General features: G+C 53.9%; 20 protein-coding genes. 9 read left to right on the top strand and 11 right to left on the bottom strand.

Going from position 1 to position 20373, the window contains the following annotated elements:
* The first annotated feature begins 1 nt into the window (after nt 1).
* From ACQG22_RS11570 to ACQG22_RS11595, 6 genes are all read left to right on the top strand, one after another.
* Nucleotides 2–472, top strand: coding sequence for a GNAT family N-acetyltransferase (locus ACQG22_RS11570; protein ID WP_020688637.1), 471 nt, complete (start codon nt 2–4; stop codon nt 470–472).
* Nucleotides 473–484: 12 nt separating this feature from the next.
* Complete coding sequence (locus ACQG22_RS11575; protein WP_038980697.1) at nt 485–925, top strand: GNAT family N-acetyltransferase; 441 nt, start codon at nt 485–487, stop codon at nt 923–925.
* Nucleotides 926–1070: 145 nt separating this feature from the next.
* Nucleotides 1071–2066, top strand: coding sequence for an alpha/beta fold hydrolase (locus ACQG22_RS11580; RefSeq protein ID WP_013096598.1), 996 nt, complete (start codon nt 1071–1073; stop codon nt 2064–2066).
* A gap of 44 nt (nt 2067–2110) precedes the next feature.
* Entirely contained in the window at nt 2111–2851 is a 741-nt protein-coding gene (locus ACQG22_RS11585) for a response regulator (protein ID WP_020688639.1), read from the top strand.
* Nucleotides 2848–4143: a sensor histidine kinase gene (locus ACQG22_RS11590; protein ID WP_369706487.1), complete on the top strand. Its 1296-nt coding sequence runs from the start codon at nt 2848–2850 to the stop codon at nt 4141–4143. Before ACQG22_RS11585 ends, ACQG22_RS11590 begins: the two co-directional genes overlap by 4 nt.
* Before the next feature lie 137 nt (nt 4144–4280).
* The gene (locus tag ACQG22_RS11595) at nt 4281–5471 is read left to right on the top strand and encodes a cytochrome c biogenesis protein/redoxin (protein ID WP_262816322.1); all 1191 of its coding nucleotides are present in this window, start codon (nt 4281–4283) and stop codon (nt 5469–5471) included.
* 6 nt (nt 5472–5477) lie between these two features.
* Here ACQG22_RS11595 and tam read toward each other — a convergent pair whose 3' ends face one another.
* Nucleotides 5478–6236, bottom strand: a complete 759-nt coding sequence (gene tam, locus ACQG22_RS11600; protein ID WP_062856647.1) for a trans-aconitate 2-methyltransferase — start codon at nt 6234–6236, stop codon at nt 5478–5480.
* 83 nt (nt 6237–6319) lie between these two features.
* On the bottom strand, nt 6320–6904 hold the full coding sequence (locus tag ACQG22_RS11605; protein ID WP_020688643.1) for an NUDIX domain-containing protein: 585 nt from the start codon (nt 6902–6904) through the stop codon (nt 6320–6322).
* 86 nt (nt 6905–6990) lie between these two features.
* Between ACQG22_RS11605 and ACQG22_RS11610 the strand changes: the two genes are divergently transcribed.
* Entirely contained in the window at nt 6991–7758 is a 768-nt protein-coding gene (locus tag ACQG22_RS11610; RefSeq protein WP_057071904.1) for a DeoR/GlpR family DNA-binding transcription regulator, read from the top strand.
* A 44-nt stretch (nt 7759–7802) separates the two neighbouring features.
* Here the strand turns inward: ACQG22_RS11610 and ACQG22_RS11615 are convergent, their stop codons facing one another.
* Nucleotides 7803–8165 (bottom strand): DUF4406 domain-containing protein, encoded by a 363-nt coding sequence (locus tag ACQG22_RS11615; RefSeq protein WP_023619585.1) that lies wholly within the window; start codon nt 8163–8165, stop codon nt 7803–7805.
* 227 nt (nt 8166–8392) lie between these two features.
* On the opposite strand from ACQG22_RS11615, the gene ACQG22_RS11620 reads away from it, so the two are divergent.
* Nucleotides 8393–10009, top strand: coding sequence for a mechanosensitive ion channel family protein (locus ACQG22_RS11620; RefSeq protein ID WP_062856649.1), 1617 nt, complete (start codon nt 8393–8395; stop codon nt 10007–10009).
* Between the two features lie 52 nt (nt 10010–10061).
* Here the strand turns inward: ACQG22_RS11620 and ACQG22_RS11625 are convergent, their stop codons facing one another.
* The 4 genes from ACQG22_RS11625 to ACQG22_RS11640 form a co-directional block, all read right to left on the bottom strand.
* Nucleotides 10062–10481 (bottom strand): DUF4354 family protein, encoded by a 420-nt coding sequence (locus tag ACQG22_RS11625; protein WP_029883290.1) that lies wholly within the window; start codon nt 10479–10481, stop codon nt 10062–10064.
* A 31-nt stretch (nt 10482–10512) separates the two neighbouring features.
* Complete coding sequence (locus ACQG22_RS11630; RefSeq protein WP_013096588.1) at nt 10513–10956, bottom strand: PACE efflux transporter; 444 nt, start codon at nt 10954–10956, stop codon at nt 10513–10515.
* A gap of 110 nt (nt 10957–11066) precedes the next feature.
* Nucleotides 11067–12434, bottom strand: coding sequence for a chromate efflux transporter (gene chrA / locus ACQG22_RS11635; RefSeq protein ID WP_369706486.1), 1368 nt, complete (start codon nt 12432–12434; stop codon nt 11067–11069).
* 129 nt (nt 12435–12563) lie between these two features.
* The gene (locus ACQG22_RS11640; protein ID WP_369706485.1) at nt 12564–12875 is read right to left on the bottom strand and encodes a hypothetical protein; all 312 of its coding nucleotides are present in this window, start codon (nt 12873–12875) and stop codon (nt 12564–12566) included.
* A 616-nt stretch (nt 12876–13491) separates the two neighbouring features.
* Between ACQG22_RS11640 and ACQG22_RS11645 the strand changes: the two genes are divergently transcribed.
* Entirely contained in the window at nt 13492–14067 is a 576-nt protein-coding gene (locus tag ACQG22_RS11645; RefSeq protein WP_058684687.1) for a hypothetical protein, read from the top strand.
* A gap of 27 nt (nt 14068–14094) precedes the next feature.
* Here the strand turns inward: ACQG22_RS11645 and silA are convergent, their stop codons facing one another.
* The 4 genes from silA to ACQG22_RS11665 are packed head-to-tail and all read right to left on the bottom strand — an operon-like array spanning nt 14095 to nt 20253.
* Nucleotides 14095–17235: a Cu(+)/Ag(+) efflux RND transporter permease subunit SilA gene (silA, locus tag ACQG22_RS11650; protein ID WP_369706484.1), complete on the bottom strand. Its 3141-nt coding sequence runs from the start codon at nt 17233–17235 to the stop codon at nt 14095–14097.
* 10 nt (nt 17236–17245) lie between these two features.
* Nucleotides 17246–18487 carry an efflux RND transporter periplasmic adaptor subunit gene (locus ACQG22_RS11655; RefSeq protein ID WP_369706483.1) on the bottom strand — a complete coding sequence of 414 codons (1242 nt, stop codon included), beginning with the start codon at nt 18485–18487 and terminating at the stop codon, nt 17246–17248.
* Between the two features lie 11 nt (nt 18488–18498).
* Nucleotides 18499–18840, bottom strand: coding sequence for a cation efflux system protein CusF (gene cusF / locus ACQG22_RS11660; RefSeq protein ID WP_369706482.1), 342 nt, complete (start codon nt 18838–18840; stop codon nt 18499–18501).
* 27 nt (nt 18841–18867) lie between these two features.
* The gene (locus ACQG22_RS11665) at nt 18868–20253 is read right to left on the bottom strand and encodes an efflux transporter outer membrane subunit (RefSeq protein WP_369706481.1); all 1386 of its coding nucleotides are present in this window, start codon (nt 20251–20253) and stop codon (nt 18868–18870) included.
* Nucleotides 20254–20373 lie beyond the last annotated feature (120 nt).

The raw sequence follows: 20373 nt of genomic DNA on the forward strand, positions 1-20373 counted from the left end.
TATGACGTTACGAAAAGCACATCCGCAGGAAGCTGAAATACTCTGGAATATTCGCAATCAGGCGATTCGTCACGGCTGTAAAACCAGTTACGACGCGGACGTCATTGCGCGCTGGACGCCCGACGACATGCCGGAGCATTATCGGCAAATGGTCATTGAATACCCTTTTTACGTGGTGGAAGATGAAAAGGGCGACATTGCGGCAACTGGCTATCTTGATCTGGATACCCACTGTCTGGAGGCGATATTCACCTTGCCGGCGGCATCCGGAAAAGGCATGGCGACCCGGATTATCGAGGCGCTCAAACAGGAGGCACATAGCCGGGGGTTAACCCGCCTGACGCTCGATGCAACGCCTAACGCCCGGTCGTTTTACCAGAAGCTGGGGTTTGTCACGCTGAGCGAAAAGTATCATCACTCGCGCATGGCGGGCGCTGATTTACGCTGTTTTGAAATGGCGATCAACTTGTAATGTGAGGAACGCATGGCTGTCACGGTAAGACCTTTAAGCGCAGACGATTACGCCCAGTGGCGACCGCTATGGGACGGATATACCCATTTTTATGACTGCTTTCTCGATGAATCGGTTACCGCATCGACATGGGAAAGGGCGCTCTCAGCGCATTCACCGATGTTCTGCCGCGTAGTAGAGAAAGACGAAAAGATCATTGGTTTCGCGATGTGCATTCTCCACGAAGGCACCTGGTCAACGGCCCCCGTTTGCTACCTGGAAGATCTGTTTGTTGATGCCACCGAACGCGGTGCGGGGGCCGGGAAGGCGCTCATTGATGCCCTGATAGCCGAAGGCAAGCGCGAAGGGTGGTCGAAACTGTATTGGGTGACCCGGGAGAACAACCCGGCGCGTAAACTCTATGACAAATACGGCGAAGCTGACGATTACGTACGTTACCGCCTCTCGCTGTAAGCCTGAATCACCTGTGTTTGTATCACACTGTATCTGTGTACCGGATACATACACAGGATTGCAATAAACCCCCTTTCGCACATATCCGCTATACAAACGCGTGTTGTTATATCCCCGTCAACTGTTCTTAACCGGAGATACCAACATGTTCAGCAAACTCGCGTATTCAACCCTGGCGTTAACCGTTTCTCTTGGCACCGTTATGTCCTGTCAGGCCGAAGTCACCGGCAAAGATGTTGCCGCAGCCTTCGATCACCCTCAGCAAATTAACGCTGGCGATCTGAATATCGGCTATGTCGATATCGGACCAAAAGAGGGACAGCCGGTGATTCTGTTACATGGCTGGCCCTACGATATTCACAGCTATGCCGAAGTCGCACCCGCGCTGGCGGCAAAAGGTTACCGGGTCATTGTGCCTTCGCTGCGCGGCTACGGCACCACGCGCTTCCTGTCAGCAAGCACGCCGCGTAACGGCCAGCCTTCGGCCATGGCGAAAGATATCGTTAACCTGATGGATGCCCTCAACATTAAGCAGGCTGTTTTTGCGGGATACGACTGGGGCGCCCGTACGGCGGACATTGTCGCGGCGCTGTGGCCTGAACGCGTCAAATCCCTTGTTTCGGTAAGTGGCTATCTCATCAGCAGCCAGCAGATTGGTAAACAGCCGCTGCCGCCAAAAGCAGAGCAGCAGTGGTGGTATCAGTTCTATTTCGCAACAGAACGCGGTGCCGAAGGCTATGCCAAAAATACCCATGACTTCGCCCGTCTGATCTGGTCTCAGGCCTCACCAGACTGGAAGTTTTCCGATGCGACCTTTAACGCCAGCGCAAAATCCCTGGATAACCCCGATCACGTCGCGGTTACGCTCAGCAACTATCGCTGGCGTTTAGGCCTCGAAAAAGGCGAGCGTAAATACGACAGCTACGAACAAAAGCTGGCGACATTGCCAAATATCACCGTTCCGACAATCACCATCGAAGGCGGCAACAACGGGGCGCCACATCCTGCGCCGCAAGCCTATGCCGGTAAATTCACCGGTAAATATGAACACCGCACCTTTGGGGCCACCGTGGGGCACAACCCGCCGCAGGAGGATCCGCAGGATTTCGTCAAGGCGGTTATCGACGCGGATAAGCTGTGATATGTGCTATTTTCAATACGTTACCCCTCAGTCAGGAGATCCCGGTGGAGCATATTGATCATATTCTTGTCGTCGATGACGACAGGGATATTCGTGAATTGATTGTCGACTATCTCGTCAAGTCGGGCTATCGCGCGTCTGGCGCGGCGAACGGCAAAGAGATGCGGGCCGTGCTAGATAAACAGCATGTCGATCTGGTGGTGCTGGACGTGATGATGCCAGGCGATGACGGATTAACGCTCTGCCGGGGACTGCGCAGCGGTAAACATAAAGATCTGCCGATCCTGATGCTGACCGCGCGCAACGAAGAGACAGACCGGATCCTGGGGCTGGAAATGGGGGCCGATGACTATGTCGTGAAGCCCTTTGTTGCGCGCGAACTGCTGGCGCGTATCAAAGCCATTTTGCGCCGTTTTCGCACCATGCCACCCAATCTGCAGGTGACCGAGGCCGGGCGCCTGGTGATGTTCGGCGACTGGCAACTGGACACCGTTGCCCGTCACCTGATCGACAGCGAAGGGATGATTGTGGCACTCAGCGGGGCGGAATACCGACTTCTGCGCGTGTTCCTAGACCATCCTCAGCGTGTGCTGAGCCGCGATCAGTTGCTTAACCTGACCCAGGGGCGAGATGCTGAACTCTTTGAGCGCTCGATTGACCTTCTGGTCAGTCGGGTTCGTCAGCGACTGAATGAAGATGCCCGCACGCCGGCCTACATCAAGACCGTTCGCAGCGAAGGGTACGTTTTTACCATGCCGGTGATCATCAAAGAGGCCAATGAATGAGGCTCTGGCCACGCTCGTTACTGACGCGACTGCTGATCATCGTGATGCTGGGGCTCCTGCTGGCCAACGCGCTCAGCCTCACGCTGGTCATGCTTGAGCGGATGCGCAGCGCCCGCACGGTGATGCTCGGCAACCTGGAATATGACGTTTCCACCAGTGTGGCCATCCTCGACCGGCTTCCCGCAAAGGAGCGTCCAGCCTGGCTGGAACGACTGGCGCGGTGGAACTATCGCTACATTCTGGGCACCGGTGAACCGGGGCCTGCACCGCATGACAAACGCTCGCAGGATGCCATCCGCACCCTGACAGAGGCGCTGTCGGCAACCTGGCCACTGACGTTTACTGCCGTGCCGGGGCCGGTTTCCCATATTCAGGCCCACCTTACGCTGAGCGATGGTTCGCCGCTAACCATTGACCTTATCCCCCGAATGCCTCCGGTCGCCAGTTGGCTGCCTGTAGTGCTTGTGTTGCAGCTGCTGCTTCTGGCGTTCTGCTCATGGATTGCCGTGCGCCAGGTTATTCGACCCTTTTCTCAGTTTACCCGGGCGGTGGATTCCCTTGACCCGGCAGCAAGCTCGCCGATGACCGAGACAGGGCCAGTCGAGGTGCAACGGGCCGCACACGCCTTTAATGCGATGCAGGCGCGTATCCAGTCTTACCTGCGAGAGCGCGCGCAGATCCTGGCTTCCGTATCGCACGACCTTCAGACCCCGATAACGCGCATGAAGTTACGCGTCGAAATGGCGGACCAGCCGGAACTGCGGGACAAGTTGCTCAACGACCTGGACAATATGACGCGCCTGGTGCGGGAAGGAATAGCGTATGCCCGGTCATCAGAATCTCTGGAAGAGACCTCGCTCAAGCTTGAATTGAATGCCTGGATAAACAGCATCGCCAGCGATTACCAGGACATCGGGAAAAACGTGCAGCTTCAGGCAATCGATGCCCGTCTGCCCGTGGTCACGCGTCCGCAGGCGCTACGCCGGGTGATGACCAATCTGCTGGATAATGCGCTGAAATTTGGCGACTACGCCGTCATTACGATTCATTCAGATGCCCATCATGTCACGATCGCCATTCGCGATGGCGGACCGGGGATACCGGACGCCGAACTGGAGGCGGTATTGCAGCCGTTTTATCGGGTGGAAACCTCACGAAACCGCGACACTGGGGGCACCGGATTAGGGCTGGCGATCGCCGCCCAGTTGACTGCGCAGTTAGGCGGGAAATTGCATCTGGCGAACCACGCCGAGGGTGGGCTGGACGTTTCGATTACGCTGCCGCGCGGGTAATTGTACGGTTTTGTATCGGACAGCCTTCATGATACGCGCGCAGACAATTCGCGCTGATTTGCACACATCCTGAACATATCAACACGGTGAAATAACCTCACTGCAGCTTCGCAGGGCATCTGTAATGTGAGGTCACTATGTTTCTGATAATCGCTTTTCTGGGCGGGATGATAAGCCTGCTCAGCCCATGCACACTCCCGGTTATTCCACTGCTGTTTGCCGGGTTCCAGGGGCAACGACGGCATATTCTGGCGTTGCTCGCGGGGATGATTGTAATGTTCACCCTCGTGGCACTGGTAGCTACCGCCGCCAGCAACTGGATCGCCCAGGCGACGATAGCAGGGCGCTGGGTCGCACTGGTTGTACTGGCAATAGCCGCACTGGCACTCATTTTCCCGACATTCGCCCAGCGTATTGCCGGACCGGCCGTCAGCGCAGGTAATCTTCTCAACACACGCAGCGGACAGACGCGCGGTACTCTCTCCGCATTTCTGGCAGGGCTGGCCGTCGGGTTGCTCTGGTCGCCGTGCGCCGGACCGATTCTGGGTGCCATCTTCAGCCTGAATATTGCCGGTCACTCCGCCATTGCCACGGGGGCACTGCTGGCCGCTTATGGCAGCGGATGCGCGCTGATGCTGGGGCTGCTGGTTATCGGTGGTCGCGCGCTGATGGCACCCCTGCGTGCCAGATCGGCATTGATGGAAAGGTTACGCAAGGGGGCGGGCGTGTTGATGTTAGCGACCGTTGCGTTTAACGCCACCGGGATGACGTCCGTTCTGAAAGGCACCAACGGCGTCGCAGACCGTCTGGAAAACTCGCTCCTGACGCTGGCGAAACCCGCAACGGCACCGGTGAAGCTTCAGCCGGTGGTGATGACCGAACCCAGCAGCCAGTTACCCTCCTTAAGCGGCGGAACAGGATGGGTAAATGGTGACCCTGTCACGTCTGACTCTCTGCGGGGGAAGGTAGTATTGATTGATTTCTGGACGTGGGACTGCATCAACTGTCAGCATACGCTCCCGCACGTTCGCGACTGGGCCAAAAAGTACCAGGCGCAGGGTCTGGTGGTGATAGGTGTGCATACGCCGGAATACCCGTGGGAAAAACCGCTCAGCTCGGTGCAAAAAGCGGTGACGAAATGGCAGCTCCCGTATCGGGTGGTCACGGATAATAACTATAAGATCTGGAACGCCTTCGGGAATCAGTACTGGCCCGCGCACTACTATTTCGATGCCAAAGGGCAGTTGCGCTACACCTCCTTTGGCGAAGGCAATTATGACCAGCAGGAAAAAGTCATTCAGCAGTTGCTGAAAGAGGCCCGCTCCTGAGCCGACTTATGGCTGACGTTGAGCAACGATAAACAAGCGTGGAAATGCCAGCAGTATCTGCCCGTTTTCCTGAAGCGGATACTGCTCTTCCAGCAGTTCATGGTAGCGTTGCAGGAACTGCTTCTGCTCGCTTTCGTTCAACTCCTGTAACCACGGACGCAGCCCCGTGGCGCTGACCCAGTCAATAATCGCCTGATGCGATCCCATTTTATGGAAGTAGGTCGTGCGCCAGATATCCACGTCGCAGCCTGCCTCCGTCAGAATATCGTAATACGCATGGACACCGGGCAGAGGTTCACGACCACGATCCGGATAACCTTGTTCAACAGCCACTTCACGCATCGAAACGTGTGTCGGTTCAAGCCAGTTATCCGGCATCTGGATCGCCAGCACGCCGTTTAGCTTCAGCAGCGAAACCAGATGCGGCAGGAGATCGTAATGGTCAGGGATCCACTGTAGCGAGGCATTCGCATAAATCAGGCCCAGCGGCTGGCCTGGCTTGTACTGCCGGATATCGGCCTCAACAAAGTGGCAATCGGGCAACGCCTGGCGCGCCTCTTCGAGCATCGCCGGTGAGTTATCAACACCAGTGATGTGGGCGGAAGGCCAGCGATGCTTCAACAGCGCGGTGCTGTTTCCCGGTCCGCAGCCTAAATCAACGATGGTGGACACCTCATCCAGTGGAATTCTGGCGAGCAGTTCAGCAGCAGGGCGCGTGCGTTCGGCACCGTATTGCAGATAAAGCGAAGGGTTCCAGTCGGCCATTTTTGCCTCTCCGTGTTGAATTCATCAGCAAGAATAGCACAGGCAGAGACCCGCACTGGGGCAGGTCTCAACCGACGCAGTGACTACAGAACGCCTTTCAGCGCGATATGGTAAAGCAGCATGATCGTTTTGCCGTCGACAATCCTGCCGGTATCAATACCGCGCAAGGCCTCATCCAGCGGCATTTCCAGCACGTCGATATCTTCTCCCTCTGACTTGATGCCGCCGCCCGCGCTGGCCCGATCCTGCGGGTGATACTCTGCGATATAAAAATAGAGTTTTTCCGTGACGGAGCCTGGGCTCATGTAGGCTTCAAAGACTTTCTCAACACGGGAGACACGATATCCGGTCTCTTCTTCCGCTTCCGCCTTGATGCGGCTTTCGGGATCCATGTTATCCAGCAGCCCGGCAGCGGCCTCGATAAGGTCGTCCTCATGGCCATTGATAAAGACCGGAAAGCGGAACTGGCGCGTCAGGATCACCGTTCTTTTATCACGGTTATAGAGCAGTATCGTGGCCCCGTTTCCCCGGTCATACACTTCGCGGCTTTGCCGCTGCCATTCGCCGTCGCGTCGCTGCAGCTCAAAGGTGTACTTTTTCAGGATGTACCAGTTATCCGACAGGGTTTCATTTTCAATGATGCGCACATCTGCACGTTTCGATTGCACGTTTGCTGCTCCTTACGTAGAGTGATCGTCATAAACAGCATTATCATGCACATTCAAGATAAAACGTGCAATATCAGGAATCCACAATGCTCACCAGTCAGCGAAAACAATTAATCCTCGAGAAGCTTGCCGCTGAAGGCCAGGTCCAGTCTAAAGCGCTCAGCGCACATTTCGCGGTGTCAGAAGACACCATTCGTCGTGATCTCCGCGAACTGGCGGCGGAAGGGCGTTTGCAGCGTGTCCATGGCGGTGCGCTGCCGGCCTCGTCGGCCACTGTGCCATTTGCCGAGCGTAAATCGGTGAAGATGGACGCGAAAAAAAATGTGGCCCGTAAAGGCGCAAAGCTCATTTCCCCTGGGCAGGTGGTGATTGTCGACGGCGGCACCACCACATCGGAACTGATCGCGTTTTTACCGGCGGATTTACGCATTACCGTGGTCACACACAGCCCGAGCATTGCCCTTGGGCTCGTCGAGCATCCTTCGATTGAAGTGATCCTGATCGGAGGACGTCTGTACAAACACTCCATCGTGACGGTAGGCGCAGCGGCCATTGAAGGCATCGACAATATCCATGCGGATCTGTTCTTCATGGGGGTTACCGGCATCCATCCTGAAGCGGGGCTTACTACCGGCGATTTCGAAGAGGCGTGCATCAAACGTGCATTTTCCTGCAGGGCCGCCGAGACAGTGGTCCTGGCATCGCCAGAAAAAATTAACACCGCGTCATCGTTTGTGATTGGCGAGCTATCGCTGGCCAATACGATTGTCGTGGAAGATGATACCGATCGCGCCTGGATTAGCGCGGTAAGGGAGAAGGGCGTCTCCGTGGTGACGACCTCAGATCCAGAATAACCCTTGAACCTGCCTGTGATGAGCAGGCAGGTTCAGGCGCATCCTCAGGCCTGAGGGATGCTTTCTAACGAGGTGTAAACGTTCAGCCCGAGCTTACGGGCAACCTCGATATCCATATCAGCTCCCTTAGACGCACCGGCAATACGATAAATCGCGTCGCATTTCCCAATAAGCCGGTGTGCAACGGGATAGAGCATCGCTTCACTGATTTCATCCCCAATGGACGTTGAACCAGCGGCCTTTGCCAGCGGTAGCGCAAGCCATTCACCAATCACCGGAACGTGGCCACGCTGGTACACGGCTAATGCTGCGTTTTCCAGACGGGCAAGGTTTTCATCCATTTTGGCCTGGTCGCCATCAGTCCCGCTGCGCCAGGGGCCCGCGATTAAAATCAACTGTTGTGTCATACATACCTCGTTGCGTGATGGTGCATGAATTTGCACGTTAATAATTGAAGTATCGGTTTTCAGCTCTGAAACGTATCTTAATAGGCAATATCGTGCATATGCAAGCAGTATCATGCATAGTGGTGTTGTTGCATAAGCGCGACGCTGGTCTATGCTCAACATGCAGAGACTCGCCATTCTCTGGGGCAATTGAAAAATAACAATAAGTTGCGTTTCAGGGGGTGGAAATGAATAAGGTCCTGCTCGCATTATTATCCTGCGTGCTGTCGGTCATCTCATTTACTGGCATCGCCGCCGAGCCACGCCAGGAGCCTACTGAGCAGGAGCGGGCCCGAACCGTTTATATTTTTCATCAACCGATTGTGATGTTGCAGGCCAAATTTGGTCTCACGACGCCTGAAGAACGCGTGTTACGTATTCGCCATACCCTGCGCAATTTTACGCAGCAGGACGTACGTGAGCCGCTGAAAATTGTTCCCGTCACCCGTTACAACCAGCAGGGAAGGCTGATTGTCATGAACAATAAGCCTGTTTTATTGCTTACGCAGGCGGACCTGGATGAGGGGGACGATTTGACTCTCGACCAGGCCGCTCAGCGCGTGCTGGCGCGGATGGAGGCGCAACGTACGGCGCTTCGCGATCAATATGACACCGGCTGGCTGGCGCTCTCCGCCGGGAAAACGGTCGTCGGGCTGCTGGTTCTGTCTCTTTTCTGGTACGGGGCGTGGCGGTCGTGGCGCTGGGTTCGCAATGTCTGCCGTCGCCGCATTCTTGAAAACCGCAGCGTTATCCCGCAGAGCTGGCGTAAGTTTGTCGGCGCAATTGAGGCTCGTTTGTATGCTTTGCTGATGATTTTACTGGGCATTCTCGGATTGTATCTCTGGCTGAGTTGGGCGTTCAGCTTGTTCCCCTGGACACGCGTCTGGGGCGCATCGTTAGGCGACTGGACCATGCGCGTGCTGCGGGATATTGCGCTGTCGATTGTCTCGGCCATGCCGGGAATTATGATTGTCCTGATCATCTTTGTGATTACCGCCTTTATTCTGAAGCTCCTGAAGGTGTTGTTAAATCAGGTGGAAGCAGGGCGCCTGCAGCTGCCAGGCATTCATCCTGAAACCGTGGGAGCTACGCGTAAACTGATTTCTGTCGTGGTGTGGTTATTTGCCCTCTCTGCTGCCTATCCGTTTTTACCGGGAGCGAATTCGCTGGCGTTTAAAGGCATTAGCGTCTTCTTTGGCTTGATGCTTACCCTGGGTTCGGCAGGCGTGATGAACCATGCGATGAGCGGACTGGTACTGATCTATTCACGAGCGTTGAGGAAAGGAGACGTTATACGGGTGGCGGATAACGAAGGGCTGGTCACGGAGATAGGCATGCTGGCGACCAAGATCATCACCCGCGAGAACTATGTTGTGACCGTACCTAATGCGGTGGTGGTGAGCGGAAAAATCACCAATCTGAGCGTACAGAATCCTGACGGTGGCGTGAACCTGACGATTGGCGTGACGATTGGCTATGACACGCCGTGGCGACAGGTTCATGCCATGCTGGAGATGGCGGCGAGACGGTCGAAATGTGTTGACCCTTCGCAGCAGCCCCTGGTGCGTCAGCTGGGGCTGATGGACTGGTACATTGCCTATGAGCTGCAGGTAAAATTGCAGCCCGGACAGTCGCTTGCTGAGGCCCGCAATGAACTCCACAGTAACATTCAGGACGTTTTCAACGAGTTCAACGTGCAGATTATGTCGCCAAACTTCGTGATGCAGCCGGAAGGTGCGGTCGTCGTCGCGGAAGAAAACTGGTTCGCAGCACCGGCAGAGAAACCCGCACAAAAGCCATCATGAATCAGTCCGGTGCATGACAGACCGCCTCGATATTATGGCCGTCAGGCGGCCATCATCCTTTTGTGCAATCCTGTCCAATGCCGAAACGGACAAATGGCATATTCAAAACATCAGGGTTCGAACTGCTGAAATACACCATTCCCGTACGGTTATCCATCGGCTTGTATTTTTTCAGCATCTCCAGTTCGATACCGGTACTCATAAATGATTTGCCGTTTTTATCAAACAGGAAGAAACACATTTTATTGTCTTTGCCCGGCTCAATACTTTTATCAGACGCGTTATTCAGTGTCACCTTGTAGCTAACCATGTACTGCGCTTCGCCAGTTGTGCTATCCCATTGACTTCCCTGGGATTGCTTTTCAGCAAAAAGAGTAATACCGCCCTGAGACGCTTTCTGAGCTGCCAGGGCAGTTCCGGCTGCAGAAACCGCTAAAGTAAGACATACTGCTTTAATTAAGTTACAACGCATTTTTCCTTCCTCCTGTTAAAATACAGAGCCGCTAAATGGCGGACCGTTTCCGCCCAACAAATGTCCAACGCAGGTAGTCATAAAGCCAGTTAAAGAGCATCGTGTATGGCAGAAAAAACAGTACCAGACCGATCTCGACAAAAAATGCCTCAGTGACTGTTAAATTCAGCATTACCATCGCGACAGGAATTAATGTAATGATAAGTCCTGTTTCAAAGCAGACAGCATGGATTGCACGCACGAGAAATGTTCTTTGAAACGCATATTTTTTCTGCAAGGCGTCAAAGAATTTATTAAACACAAAATTCCATGCCGTGGCGGCAAGTGCAGATATCACGGACAACGAACCCGACTGAAGCACCGACACGTTCATCAGCCACGCAAGTGACAGCGCAATGATGACATTGGCCGTCACTTCGAAAAGAACCGCATGCAAAACGCGTTCTTTAAAACTTTTATCCAGTTCAATTTCCATTTACTTAGTACGGCTTTTAAAAAAAACTGAAGTATATCAGACGTGCTTCAACTTTCTCTAAACGTGAAGGGTAGAATGGCTGTCAGGCCCCGGTTATTCGGGGCCTTGCTCTATGTTCTGAGGAAAAGATGTAAAATCAACCCGATTACTGCACATGCGGCAATTACATGTGTGACGCTATATTTGAACCGGAATAGTGCGATGGCGGCAGCAAAAGCAATGACCGCTGCTATCCAGTCCATTTTGCCGTCAAATCCCTGTGGCCAGAGCACGTGGTAGCCAAAAAAGAGTGCCAGATTCAGGATCACGCCAACCACCGCTGCGGTAATTGCCGTGAGTGGCGCGGTAAAATTAATATTGTTGTGCGTCGTTTCAATAAAAGGCCCACCGGCCAGAATAAACAGAAATGATGGCAGAAACGTAAACCAGGTCGCCAGCACGGCCGCTACAGCGCCTGCCAGGAAAAGCTGATCCGGTCCATACGCCATATTCACATAGCCACCAACAAATCCCACAAATGCCACAATCATGATAAGCGGCCCCGGCGTGGTTTCGCCCAGTGCCAGACCATCAATCATCTGCGTTGGCGTGAGCCACTGATAATGGCCAACCGCGCCCTGGTAGATATAAGGCAGTACCGCATAGGCACCCCCAAAGGTCAGCAGCGCCGCCTTGGTAAAGAACCAGCCCATCTGGGTAAACGGGTGCATCCAGCCAAGGCTCAGATAGAGCATCGCCATTGGCGTTGCCCATAAAAAAACACCGGCAATGATAATCAGGGTCAAGCGTGACCATTTGAAAACCGTATGCGGAGCCGCTGGCGTATGGTCATCAATAATGGCAGCACCGTAGGATTTTCGGCTGGCGTCATGGGCGTTACCCTGACCAAAATGGTCGGGGAAAAGGTGCCCACCCATATAACCCATCATTGCGGCTGACAGGACAATAACGGGAAAAGGGACATTGAGGGCGAAAATGGCGACAAACGCGGCGGCAGCGATTGCCCACTGCGTGCGGTTACGCAGCGCCCGCGAACCGATACGGTGCGCAGCCTGCACAACAATCGCCGTAATTGCCGGTTTTATGCCGTAAAAGAGACCGGCCACGACAGACAAATGGCCATACGCCACGTAAATCCACGACAGGACAATAAGGATAAAAAGGGAAGGGAGCACAAACAGTGTCCCGGCAACCACGCCACCCCAGGTGCGGTGCATCAGCCAGCCAATATAGGTCGCCAGTTGTTGCGCCTCCGGGCCCGGAAGCACCATACAGTAATTCAGTGCATGCAAAAAGCGCTGTTCGGATATCCAGCGTCGGTTTTCAACCAGCTCCTGATGCATTATCGAAATCTGCCCGGCCGGCCCGCCAAAGCTGATGAATCCCAGCTTCAGCCAGAATAAAAAGGCTTCACGGAAACTGACATGCGGAGGTGGGACGCCCGGTTCGTCGTCGACCGGAGGCAGATTGCTGTTCATGAGTATCTGAACCTGTTTTGAATTCTGCTGAGAGAAGGATCCGCTAAGCATATGCCATATTTATGAAAGATGAGTGATGATGGCTACGTCAGCAAACTGAGATAAGAGATTCTAAAGACAGCGGCCGTGTTAACGGTATTTCTTTTTAATTTTCCATGCCTTATAGGAAAGAAACGGCGGCTGAAAAAACCAAATGATGAACAAAGCGATCAACATCGCAACGCCCGTGGATACTACATTTTCTCTGGACGCGATGATAAGAACTATGAGGTAAACAGCAGCAAGCAATATGGTCAATAACAATGCTGCGTTAAAACGTCTGGACAAGTCAGATATCATCATATCCAGAGAAAGGGCATCTTTTGTTATGTACTTACGCAACTTCTGAAGGTCCGAGGATGTAAATCCAGATGCCAGCAGCTTTGCTTCGGTTATCGACATGTTTTCTCCATCAGCGCTGATTACTCCGTGTAATCAAGACTATCAACCAGGTAGCTCAGTGGGTAGCGTTATGTACAAACTCGTAAATGATTTTACAACAGCTATCAGTAGCCAAGGGAACACACAATGACGGCCACGGAATGCTGGATTCGCCCTGAATCAACCTTGGTGCGCATAATGTATATTATGTTAAATACGATAAATCCTTAAATCATGTCCTGTGCCTCAGCCTCTGTTCTCACATCATAATCAGTCAATGATGTCGGAAGGCTTTTCAAACTCTGGCGACCAGTACCCTCCACTTCCATGGTACGTTTCTGCCCCCAGGACGAACTGGGTACCGCAAAAGTTGCATGCAAAGTGGTAATCGACGATGTCGCCCCATATCATCTTTTCAGCGCACTCACTGAAGCTGTACTGATTCCAGTCGTCCTTTGTCAGAACTTCTGACAACATCCCTTCGTTGATTGCATTTCTGGCAATACGAATTGCTTTTCGTAACTGATCGGGCGTCCGGATAACGTACTTAACACAGAGTTCACGGCAGTGCTCGCAGCTCATATGGCTGAACCTCTTTCGCATGACGGGCTGATGACGTTTATGTCATTATATTCAAATGATTAAAGCACTATATCGTCGACTAAACCACTGTAACGACCTGGCGGTAAGAATCAGCAAGGCCAATACTGCACAACTGCAACAGTTAAAAGCGGAACTGGCCGAACTGATCGGGACACCCACGGGATGCTATACCATGGGCATTCCAGCTGTTCTCAGTACCCTTGGGGTGATCGTCAGTTTTGGGATACCGCAGCTGTGGTTAGGTTACAAAGTCAGCGCCGCCCTCGGGCTACCTGAAGAAAGCGTATTTATATGGGTGGTTTTGATCGCCCTGCTGTTCTCAGGCATTAATGGCATGACGATGTTTCTGATTGGCAAAGGCCTCATGCGTGCCGTGCAGGTGCATCTTACGCTGGCGGTTATGAGCCTTGTGTTAACGACAGTCTATCTGCTGACTGCGCTAAGCGGTGCGAGTGTTCCGGGCGTCAGTCTCATCGCGGCGCTGATAAGCATCTTTATGCTGCTGCTCAGCGGTTACTGCATCCACTCTATTTCTTTCTATAAGATGCTGCTCTTTACCCTGCACAATCGTGCCTGGCGTAAACTTTTGCACCAGACTCGTAAAACGTAAAACCCCGCCATCTCTGGCGGGGTCTGTTTATTGCTTTTTATACCTGCGCAACCAGATAAGCTTATACGCCGCCGGAATGATAAACAGCGACAGCAGCGGCGCTGTGATCATCCCGCCAATCATCGGCGCGGCGATCCGACTCATCACTTCTGACCCCGTGCCGGTTCCCCAGAGTATGGGCAGCAAACCCGCAATGATAACCGCCACCGTCATCGCCTTAGGTCGGACACGCAGAACCGCACCATGGTACAGGGCTTCATCCAACGCTTGTGCGGTGAATGTCTCCCGTCGGGATAAGGCCGGATTCGCTTCGATAGCATGGCGCAGATACATCAGCATCACCACGCCAAACTCGGCGGCCACCCCGGCCAGGGCAATAAACCCGGTGCCGGTGGCGACAGACATATGGAAGCCCTGCCAGTACAGGAACCAGATCCCCCCGACAAGGGCGAACGGCAGACTCATCAGGATCAGCAAGGCTTCATCAACGCGGCGGAATGCCAGATACAGCAGAATGAAAATAATCATCACCGTCATCGGCACCATCAGCTTCAGTTTCTTATTGGCATGTTCCAGCAGCTCAAACTGACCGGAGAACGACACGCTGGTTCCCGGTCTCAGCTTCACGTTCTGGCTGATGGCCGTCTTAAGGTCATTGACCACCGACACCATATCCCTGCCGCGGGCATCAATATAGATCCAGCTGGTTGGTCGGGCATTTTCCGTTTTCAGCATCGTCGGGCCGGAAACGACACGTATGTCCGCCACATCCCCCAGCGTGATTTGCTGCTTCATCGGGGTCAGGATCGGCATCTCTTTCAATGCCTGCGGGCTGTTCCGGTAGTCCTGAGGATAACGGATATTAATCGGGTACCGGGCCACGCCCTCAACCGTTTCCCCTACTGTCTCGCCACCAATTACGGAGGAGACGAACAGCTGCACATCCCCCACCGTCATACCGTAGCGGGATGCTTTTTCACGATTAATATCCACATCAATGTAACGCCCGCCTTCCAGCCGCTCTGCAAGAGCAGACACCACGCCGGGTACGGTTTTGGCGACCGCTTCAATGCTCTGCGCCGTGGCGTCGATATCCGACAGAACGGTGCCTGACACCTTGATACCGATTGGGCTTTTAATCCCGGTAGAAAGCATGTCGATGCGGTTACGGATCGGCGGCACCCAGAGGTTAGCCAGACCCGGCAGACGGACTGTTTTATCGAGTTCGTCAATAATCTTGTCAATCGTCATCCCGGGTCGCCACTGATCCTCGGGTTTCAGTTGAATGGTGGTTTCCACCATTTCAAGCGGTGCGGGGTCCGTTGCTGTCTCTGCCTTACCGGTCTTGCCAAACACAGACGCCACTTCAGGAACGGTTTTGATGAGCTTGTCCGTGGTCTGCAACAGCGCAGCCGCTTCAGCCGGAGAAACGCCCGGCAGTGTTGATGGCATATACAGCAGATCGCCTTCGTTGATCTTCGGCAGAAACTCGCCGCCCATCTGACTCAGCGGCCAGATAACCGTGAAGATTGACAAAGCCGCCACCAGCAGGATTGTTTTTGGCCAGTGAAGCACCCGCAGCAGCAGCGGATGATAGGCTTTAATCAGCAGCCGGTTCAGCGGGTTACTGCTTTCGGCAGGAATTTTCCCCCGGATCCAGAAGCCCATCAGAATGGGAATGACGATAATGGCCAGCGCGGCTGCGCCTGCCATGGCGTACGTTTTGGTAAAGGCCAGCGGACCAAACAGTCGCCCTTCCTGACCTTCGAGGGTAAAAATAGGGATGAACGATAAGGTGATGATCAGCAGGCTAATAAACAGCGCGGGGCCAACTTCAACGGAGGCGTTAGTGATCACCTTCCAGCGGGTCGCGTTATCAATCTGCTCGCCAGGGTGCTGATGATCCCACTCCTCAAGCCGTTTATGCGCGTTTTCAATCATCACGATGGCGGCATCCACCATCGCTCCCACGGCAATGGCGATCCCGCCCAGGGACATAATATTGGCGTTCAGCCCCTGGAAATGCATGACGATAAAGGCAATACACAGGCCTAGCGGCAGAGAGATAATCGCCACCAGCGCAGACCGCACATGCCAGAGAAACAGCGCGCAGACGATGGCCACCACAATAAACTCTTCCAGCAGTTTATAACTCAGGTTATCAATGGCCCGGTCAATCAGCTGGCTGCGATCGTACGTGGTAACAATCTCAACACCTTCCGGCAGGCTGGCCTTCAGCGTCTCCAGTTTATCTTTTACCGCGGTAATCACTTCACGCGCGTTTTTACCCGAACGCAGGATCACCACGCCGCCCGCGACCTCTCCCTGGCCGTTAAGCTCGGCGATCCCGCGCCGCATTTCAGGTCCGGTTTGTACGCGAGCAACATCACGCAGATAAACCGGTACTCCGTTCTCGCCGGTTTTCAGGACGATGTTATTGAAATCATCAATGGTCTGAAGATAGCCGCTGGCCCGAACCATATACTCTGCTTCCGCCATTTCGACCGATGAGCCCCCAGCTTCCTGATTAGAGGATCCCAGAGCCTGCTTCACATCAGCCAGACTGATGCCGTATTGCGCCAGTTTCAGCGGATTGACCTGGATCTGATACTGCTTTACCACCCCGCCGACCGAGGCCACCTCCGCCACGTTCGGGATGGTTTTCAGCTCAAATTTCAGGAACCAGTCCTGCAGGGAACGCAGTTCGGACAGGTCGTGTTTTCCGCTGCGATCCACCAGCGCATATTCAAAGATCCAGCCCACGCCCGTAGCGTCTGGCCCAATTTCCGAACTGACACCAGCAGGCAGCTTCCCCTGAACCTGATTGAGATATTCCAGAACGCGCGAGCGGGCCCAGTAGAGATCGGTCCCGTCTTCAAAAATGACGTACACATAGGAATCACCAAACTGTGAAAACCCACGCACGGTCTTCGCACCCGGCACCGACAGCATGGTCGTGGTGAGCGGATACGTCACCTGGTTTTCGACAATTTGCGGTGCCTGGCCGGGGTAGCTCGTTTTAATAATCACCTGAACATCAGACAGATCGGGTAAGGCATCCACCGGCGTATTGATGATGGTCCATGTTCCCCAGACGCTAAGAAACAGCGCCCCCATCATCACCAGGAAACGGTTGGCGACAGCGCGCCGGATAATCCATGCAATCATCGTCGTCTCCTCAATGGCCTGAATGACTCTTTTCAGGCTGACGCATACGCTCCAGCGCACCGGTAATATTGGCTTCGGAATCAATCATGAACAGACCGCTAACCACCACCGACTCCCCTTCGTTGAGGCCGGATCCTACGGCGGACTGCTGCTGGGATTCGTGCAGAACGTGGATCTGCTTCGGCACAAACCGTCCTTCCGCATCAACGGTGATGACCCGCTGTTCTTTACCCGTATCGATAACGGCCTGGGAGGGGATCAACAGCATCTCCTGGCTTTGGGTGTTCAGCTTCAGATATGCATTCATGCCCGGCTTGAGCCGTTCGTCTTTGTTGGAAACCTGCAAGCGAACCTGCAGCGTACGGGTGGCAGGATCGACGCTTGGCAAAATGTTCCATTTTTCAACGTGTAACGATGTGTCCGGGTACGCCGGGACCGAAATGTCAAACTGCGAGGAGTCTTTCAGCAGATACGCGATGGATTCAGGTATGGCCGCGCTGATCCACACCGGATCCATCCCCTGAATCTGTGCCACAACCTTATCTTTCGAAATATTCATCCCGGTACGCAGGTCAAAGCCGGTGATCACCCCGTCAATGGGGGCTTTGATGGTAAACCGGGTCTGGACCGTGCGGGTCGATCGTAACCTTTGAATATCCGCTTCCGGCATGCCTGCCAGACGAAGCCGTTCAAGCACCCCTTTCAGCTGCGTGGGCGTGCCGCCGGTGCCGGACAACAGAAGGAACTCACTCTGCGCTTCCACCCACTCCGGAATGGTGATATCGATGAGCGGCGTGCCTTTCTTCACACGATCGCCTGTCGTCAGGGGATACACTTTCTCCACAAAGCCTTCGGATCGTGCCTGCACAATCACAAACTGATATTCGTTATAGCTGACGTTGGCCGGGATGGTCTGGGCATAATTCAGCGTGCCGCGGGTCACTTTTTGCGTTTTTAATCCCAGGTTCTGAACCTGCGTCGGATCAATACGGATACCGGCACCGTTTTTATCGTCATTCTCATCCGCGTATTTAGGGACCAGATCCATATCCATAAACGGCGATTTACCGGGTTTATCGAATTTAACGTCGGGCTTCATCGGGTCATACCAGAAAAGCACCTTTCGTTCCGGCGGGGTATTTTCTGTTTTTTCGGCAGCATAAATATACTGCCACGCCGTCACTGCAATCAGCCCTCCCGCAAAAAGGCTGCCGATTATCATTGCAGCATATTTAACCTTTAACGATGCCATGTCGTTTCTCGCTATTTAATGCTTTTGAGTAAAGAGATATTGCCCTGCTGCACAAAAGAAAATTTCACGCGGTTGCCGACTTTTACGGCCTTAATACTTTCGTCTGCGTCAGTAAAGGTGAAACGCATGGTCATGGCGGGCCAGCCAATTTTCGGGATGGCTTCATGAGCGATCGTTACCTTTTTGTTTGTGAGATCAACGCCCTTCACGATGCCAGTCCCGGAGACAACCTGCTCTGTGGCCCCTTCGCTGGCAGCACTCATCTCTGCATGCTGATGAACCTCGGCCTGCAGGCCGGCAGAAAACATCATGGAGATCGCACCGAATACAACGGCCTTCATTGAATTACGCATATTATTTTCCTGTTGAGTTAATTGCGGTTATTCGACCCAACCGCCGCCCAGTGCGGTGAAGAGATTAATTTCATTAACCTGTCGGGCATAAATAAGGTCGAGAATGTTTTGCTGCGTGGAAAACAGCGCGCGTTCCGCGTCTAATACTTCGATATAACTGACCGCACCGCGGGTATATAACCCTCTGGCACGCTGCAGGGTGATGTTTAGCGAATCAAGATACCGCTGTTGCGCAGCAAGTTGCTGGCTGAGGCTGTCCCGCAGCGCGATCGCGTCGGCGACCTGTTTAAAGGCGGACTGAATTTTTTGTTCGTAATTTACAACCGACTGCTGCTGGCGAATTTCGGCCAGCTTCAGGTTGGCTTTATTCCTGCCCGCATTAAAAATGGGAATGTCTATTTTGGGAATAAAATTCCACATGCCGCTGCCGGACGTGAAGAGGCCAGATAATTCCGTGCTGCCCGTTGAAAGCCCGCTGGTCAGGGAGATGGACGGGAAAAAGGCAGCGCGCGCCGCGCCAATATTCGCATCGGCCGCTTTAAGCTGATACTCCGCCTCCATAATATCCGGGCGCTGCAACAATATTGCCGATGAAAGATGGGGTGGTAGTTGTACCGGCACAATATCGCTGGCGTTCATTCCGCCGTCGCCCGGTAGCGCGCGATACGTTCCGAGGACCAGTTGCAGGGCATTATTGGCCTGTGCCAGCTCCCCCTCTCTTTTGGCAATTTCTGCCCGGGTACTTTCGATCTGCCCCCGGGCCTGCTCCAGCGCCAGCACGTTCGTGCTTCCCGTCACCAGCTGTTGCTCAACGAAGGCGTAAGACTGCTGATAATTTGACAGCGTATCCCGCGCGATACGCAGCTGTTTGTAGGCCAGCTGCTGGTTGAAATAGCTCTGGGACACATTAGCGACAAGCAAAATATGCACGGCACGACGGGCTTCTTCGCTGGCGAAAAAGTTTTGTCGATCGGCATCGCTCATGTTCTTTAGCTTGCCAAAAAAGTCGAGTTCGTAGCTAAGCACAAGTCCCGCGTCGTACTGCTGTGAGGTGGGTTTGTCACTCTTTAGCCCCCCGCTGTAAGTGACGCCCGAGGAGGCGTTCAGCTGAGGATAACGATCCGCATCCGTCACGTTGAACTGCGCCCGGGCCTCTTCAACCTTCAGCGCGGCCATTTTTATATCGCGGTTGTTCTTCAGGGCCTCTGTAATCAATCCCGCGATTTGCGGATCGACGAAGAAGTTGCGCCAGCCGGTGTCCTGATACATGCCCTCCACGGGCGTCAGGCTGTTACGCGACAGCGAAAACTGCTGGGGTACCGGTGACGTCGGGCGCTGGTATTCAGGGGCCAGCGAGACGCATCCTGTCAGGATAAATACCGTAGTGATGCTTAGTCGTTTTAGCAGGAACATAGCGGTTCAGATGAATTCCAGAGTATTTTTAGGGCTACTCTACTGAACGCGTCCTGTTTGACGGGTGACAGGATAATGACAATGTTGTCATTTATGGCGTAAGTCATTGTTAACGGTCGC

It is taken from the genome of Enterobacter cloacae complex sp. 309I3 (assembly GCF_050031595.1).
GTDB lineage: Bacteria > Pseudomonadota > Gammaproteobacteria > Enterobacterales > Enterobacteriaceae > Enterobacter > Enterobacter cloacae.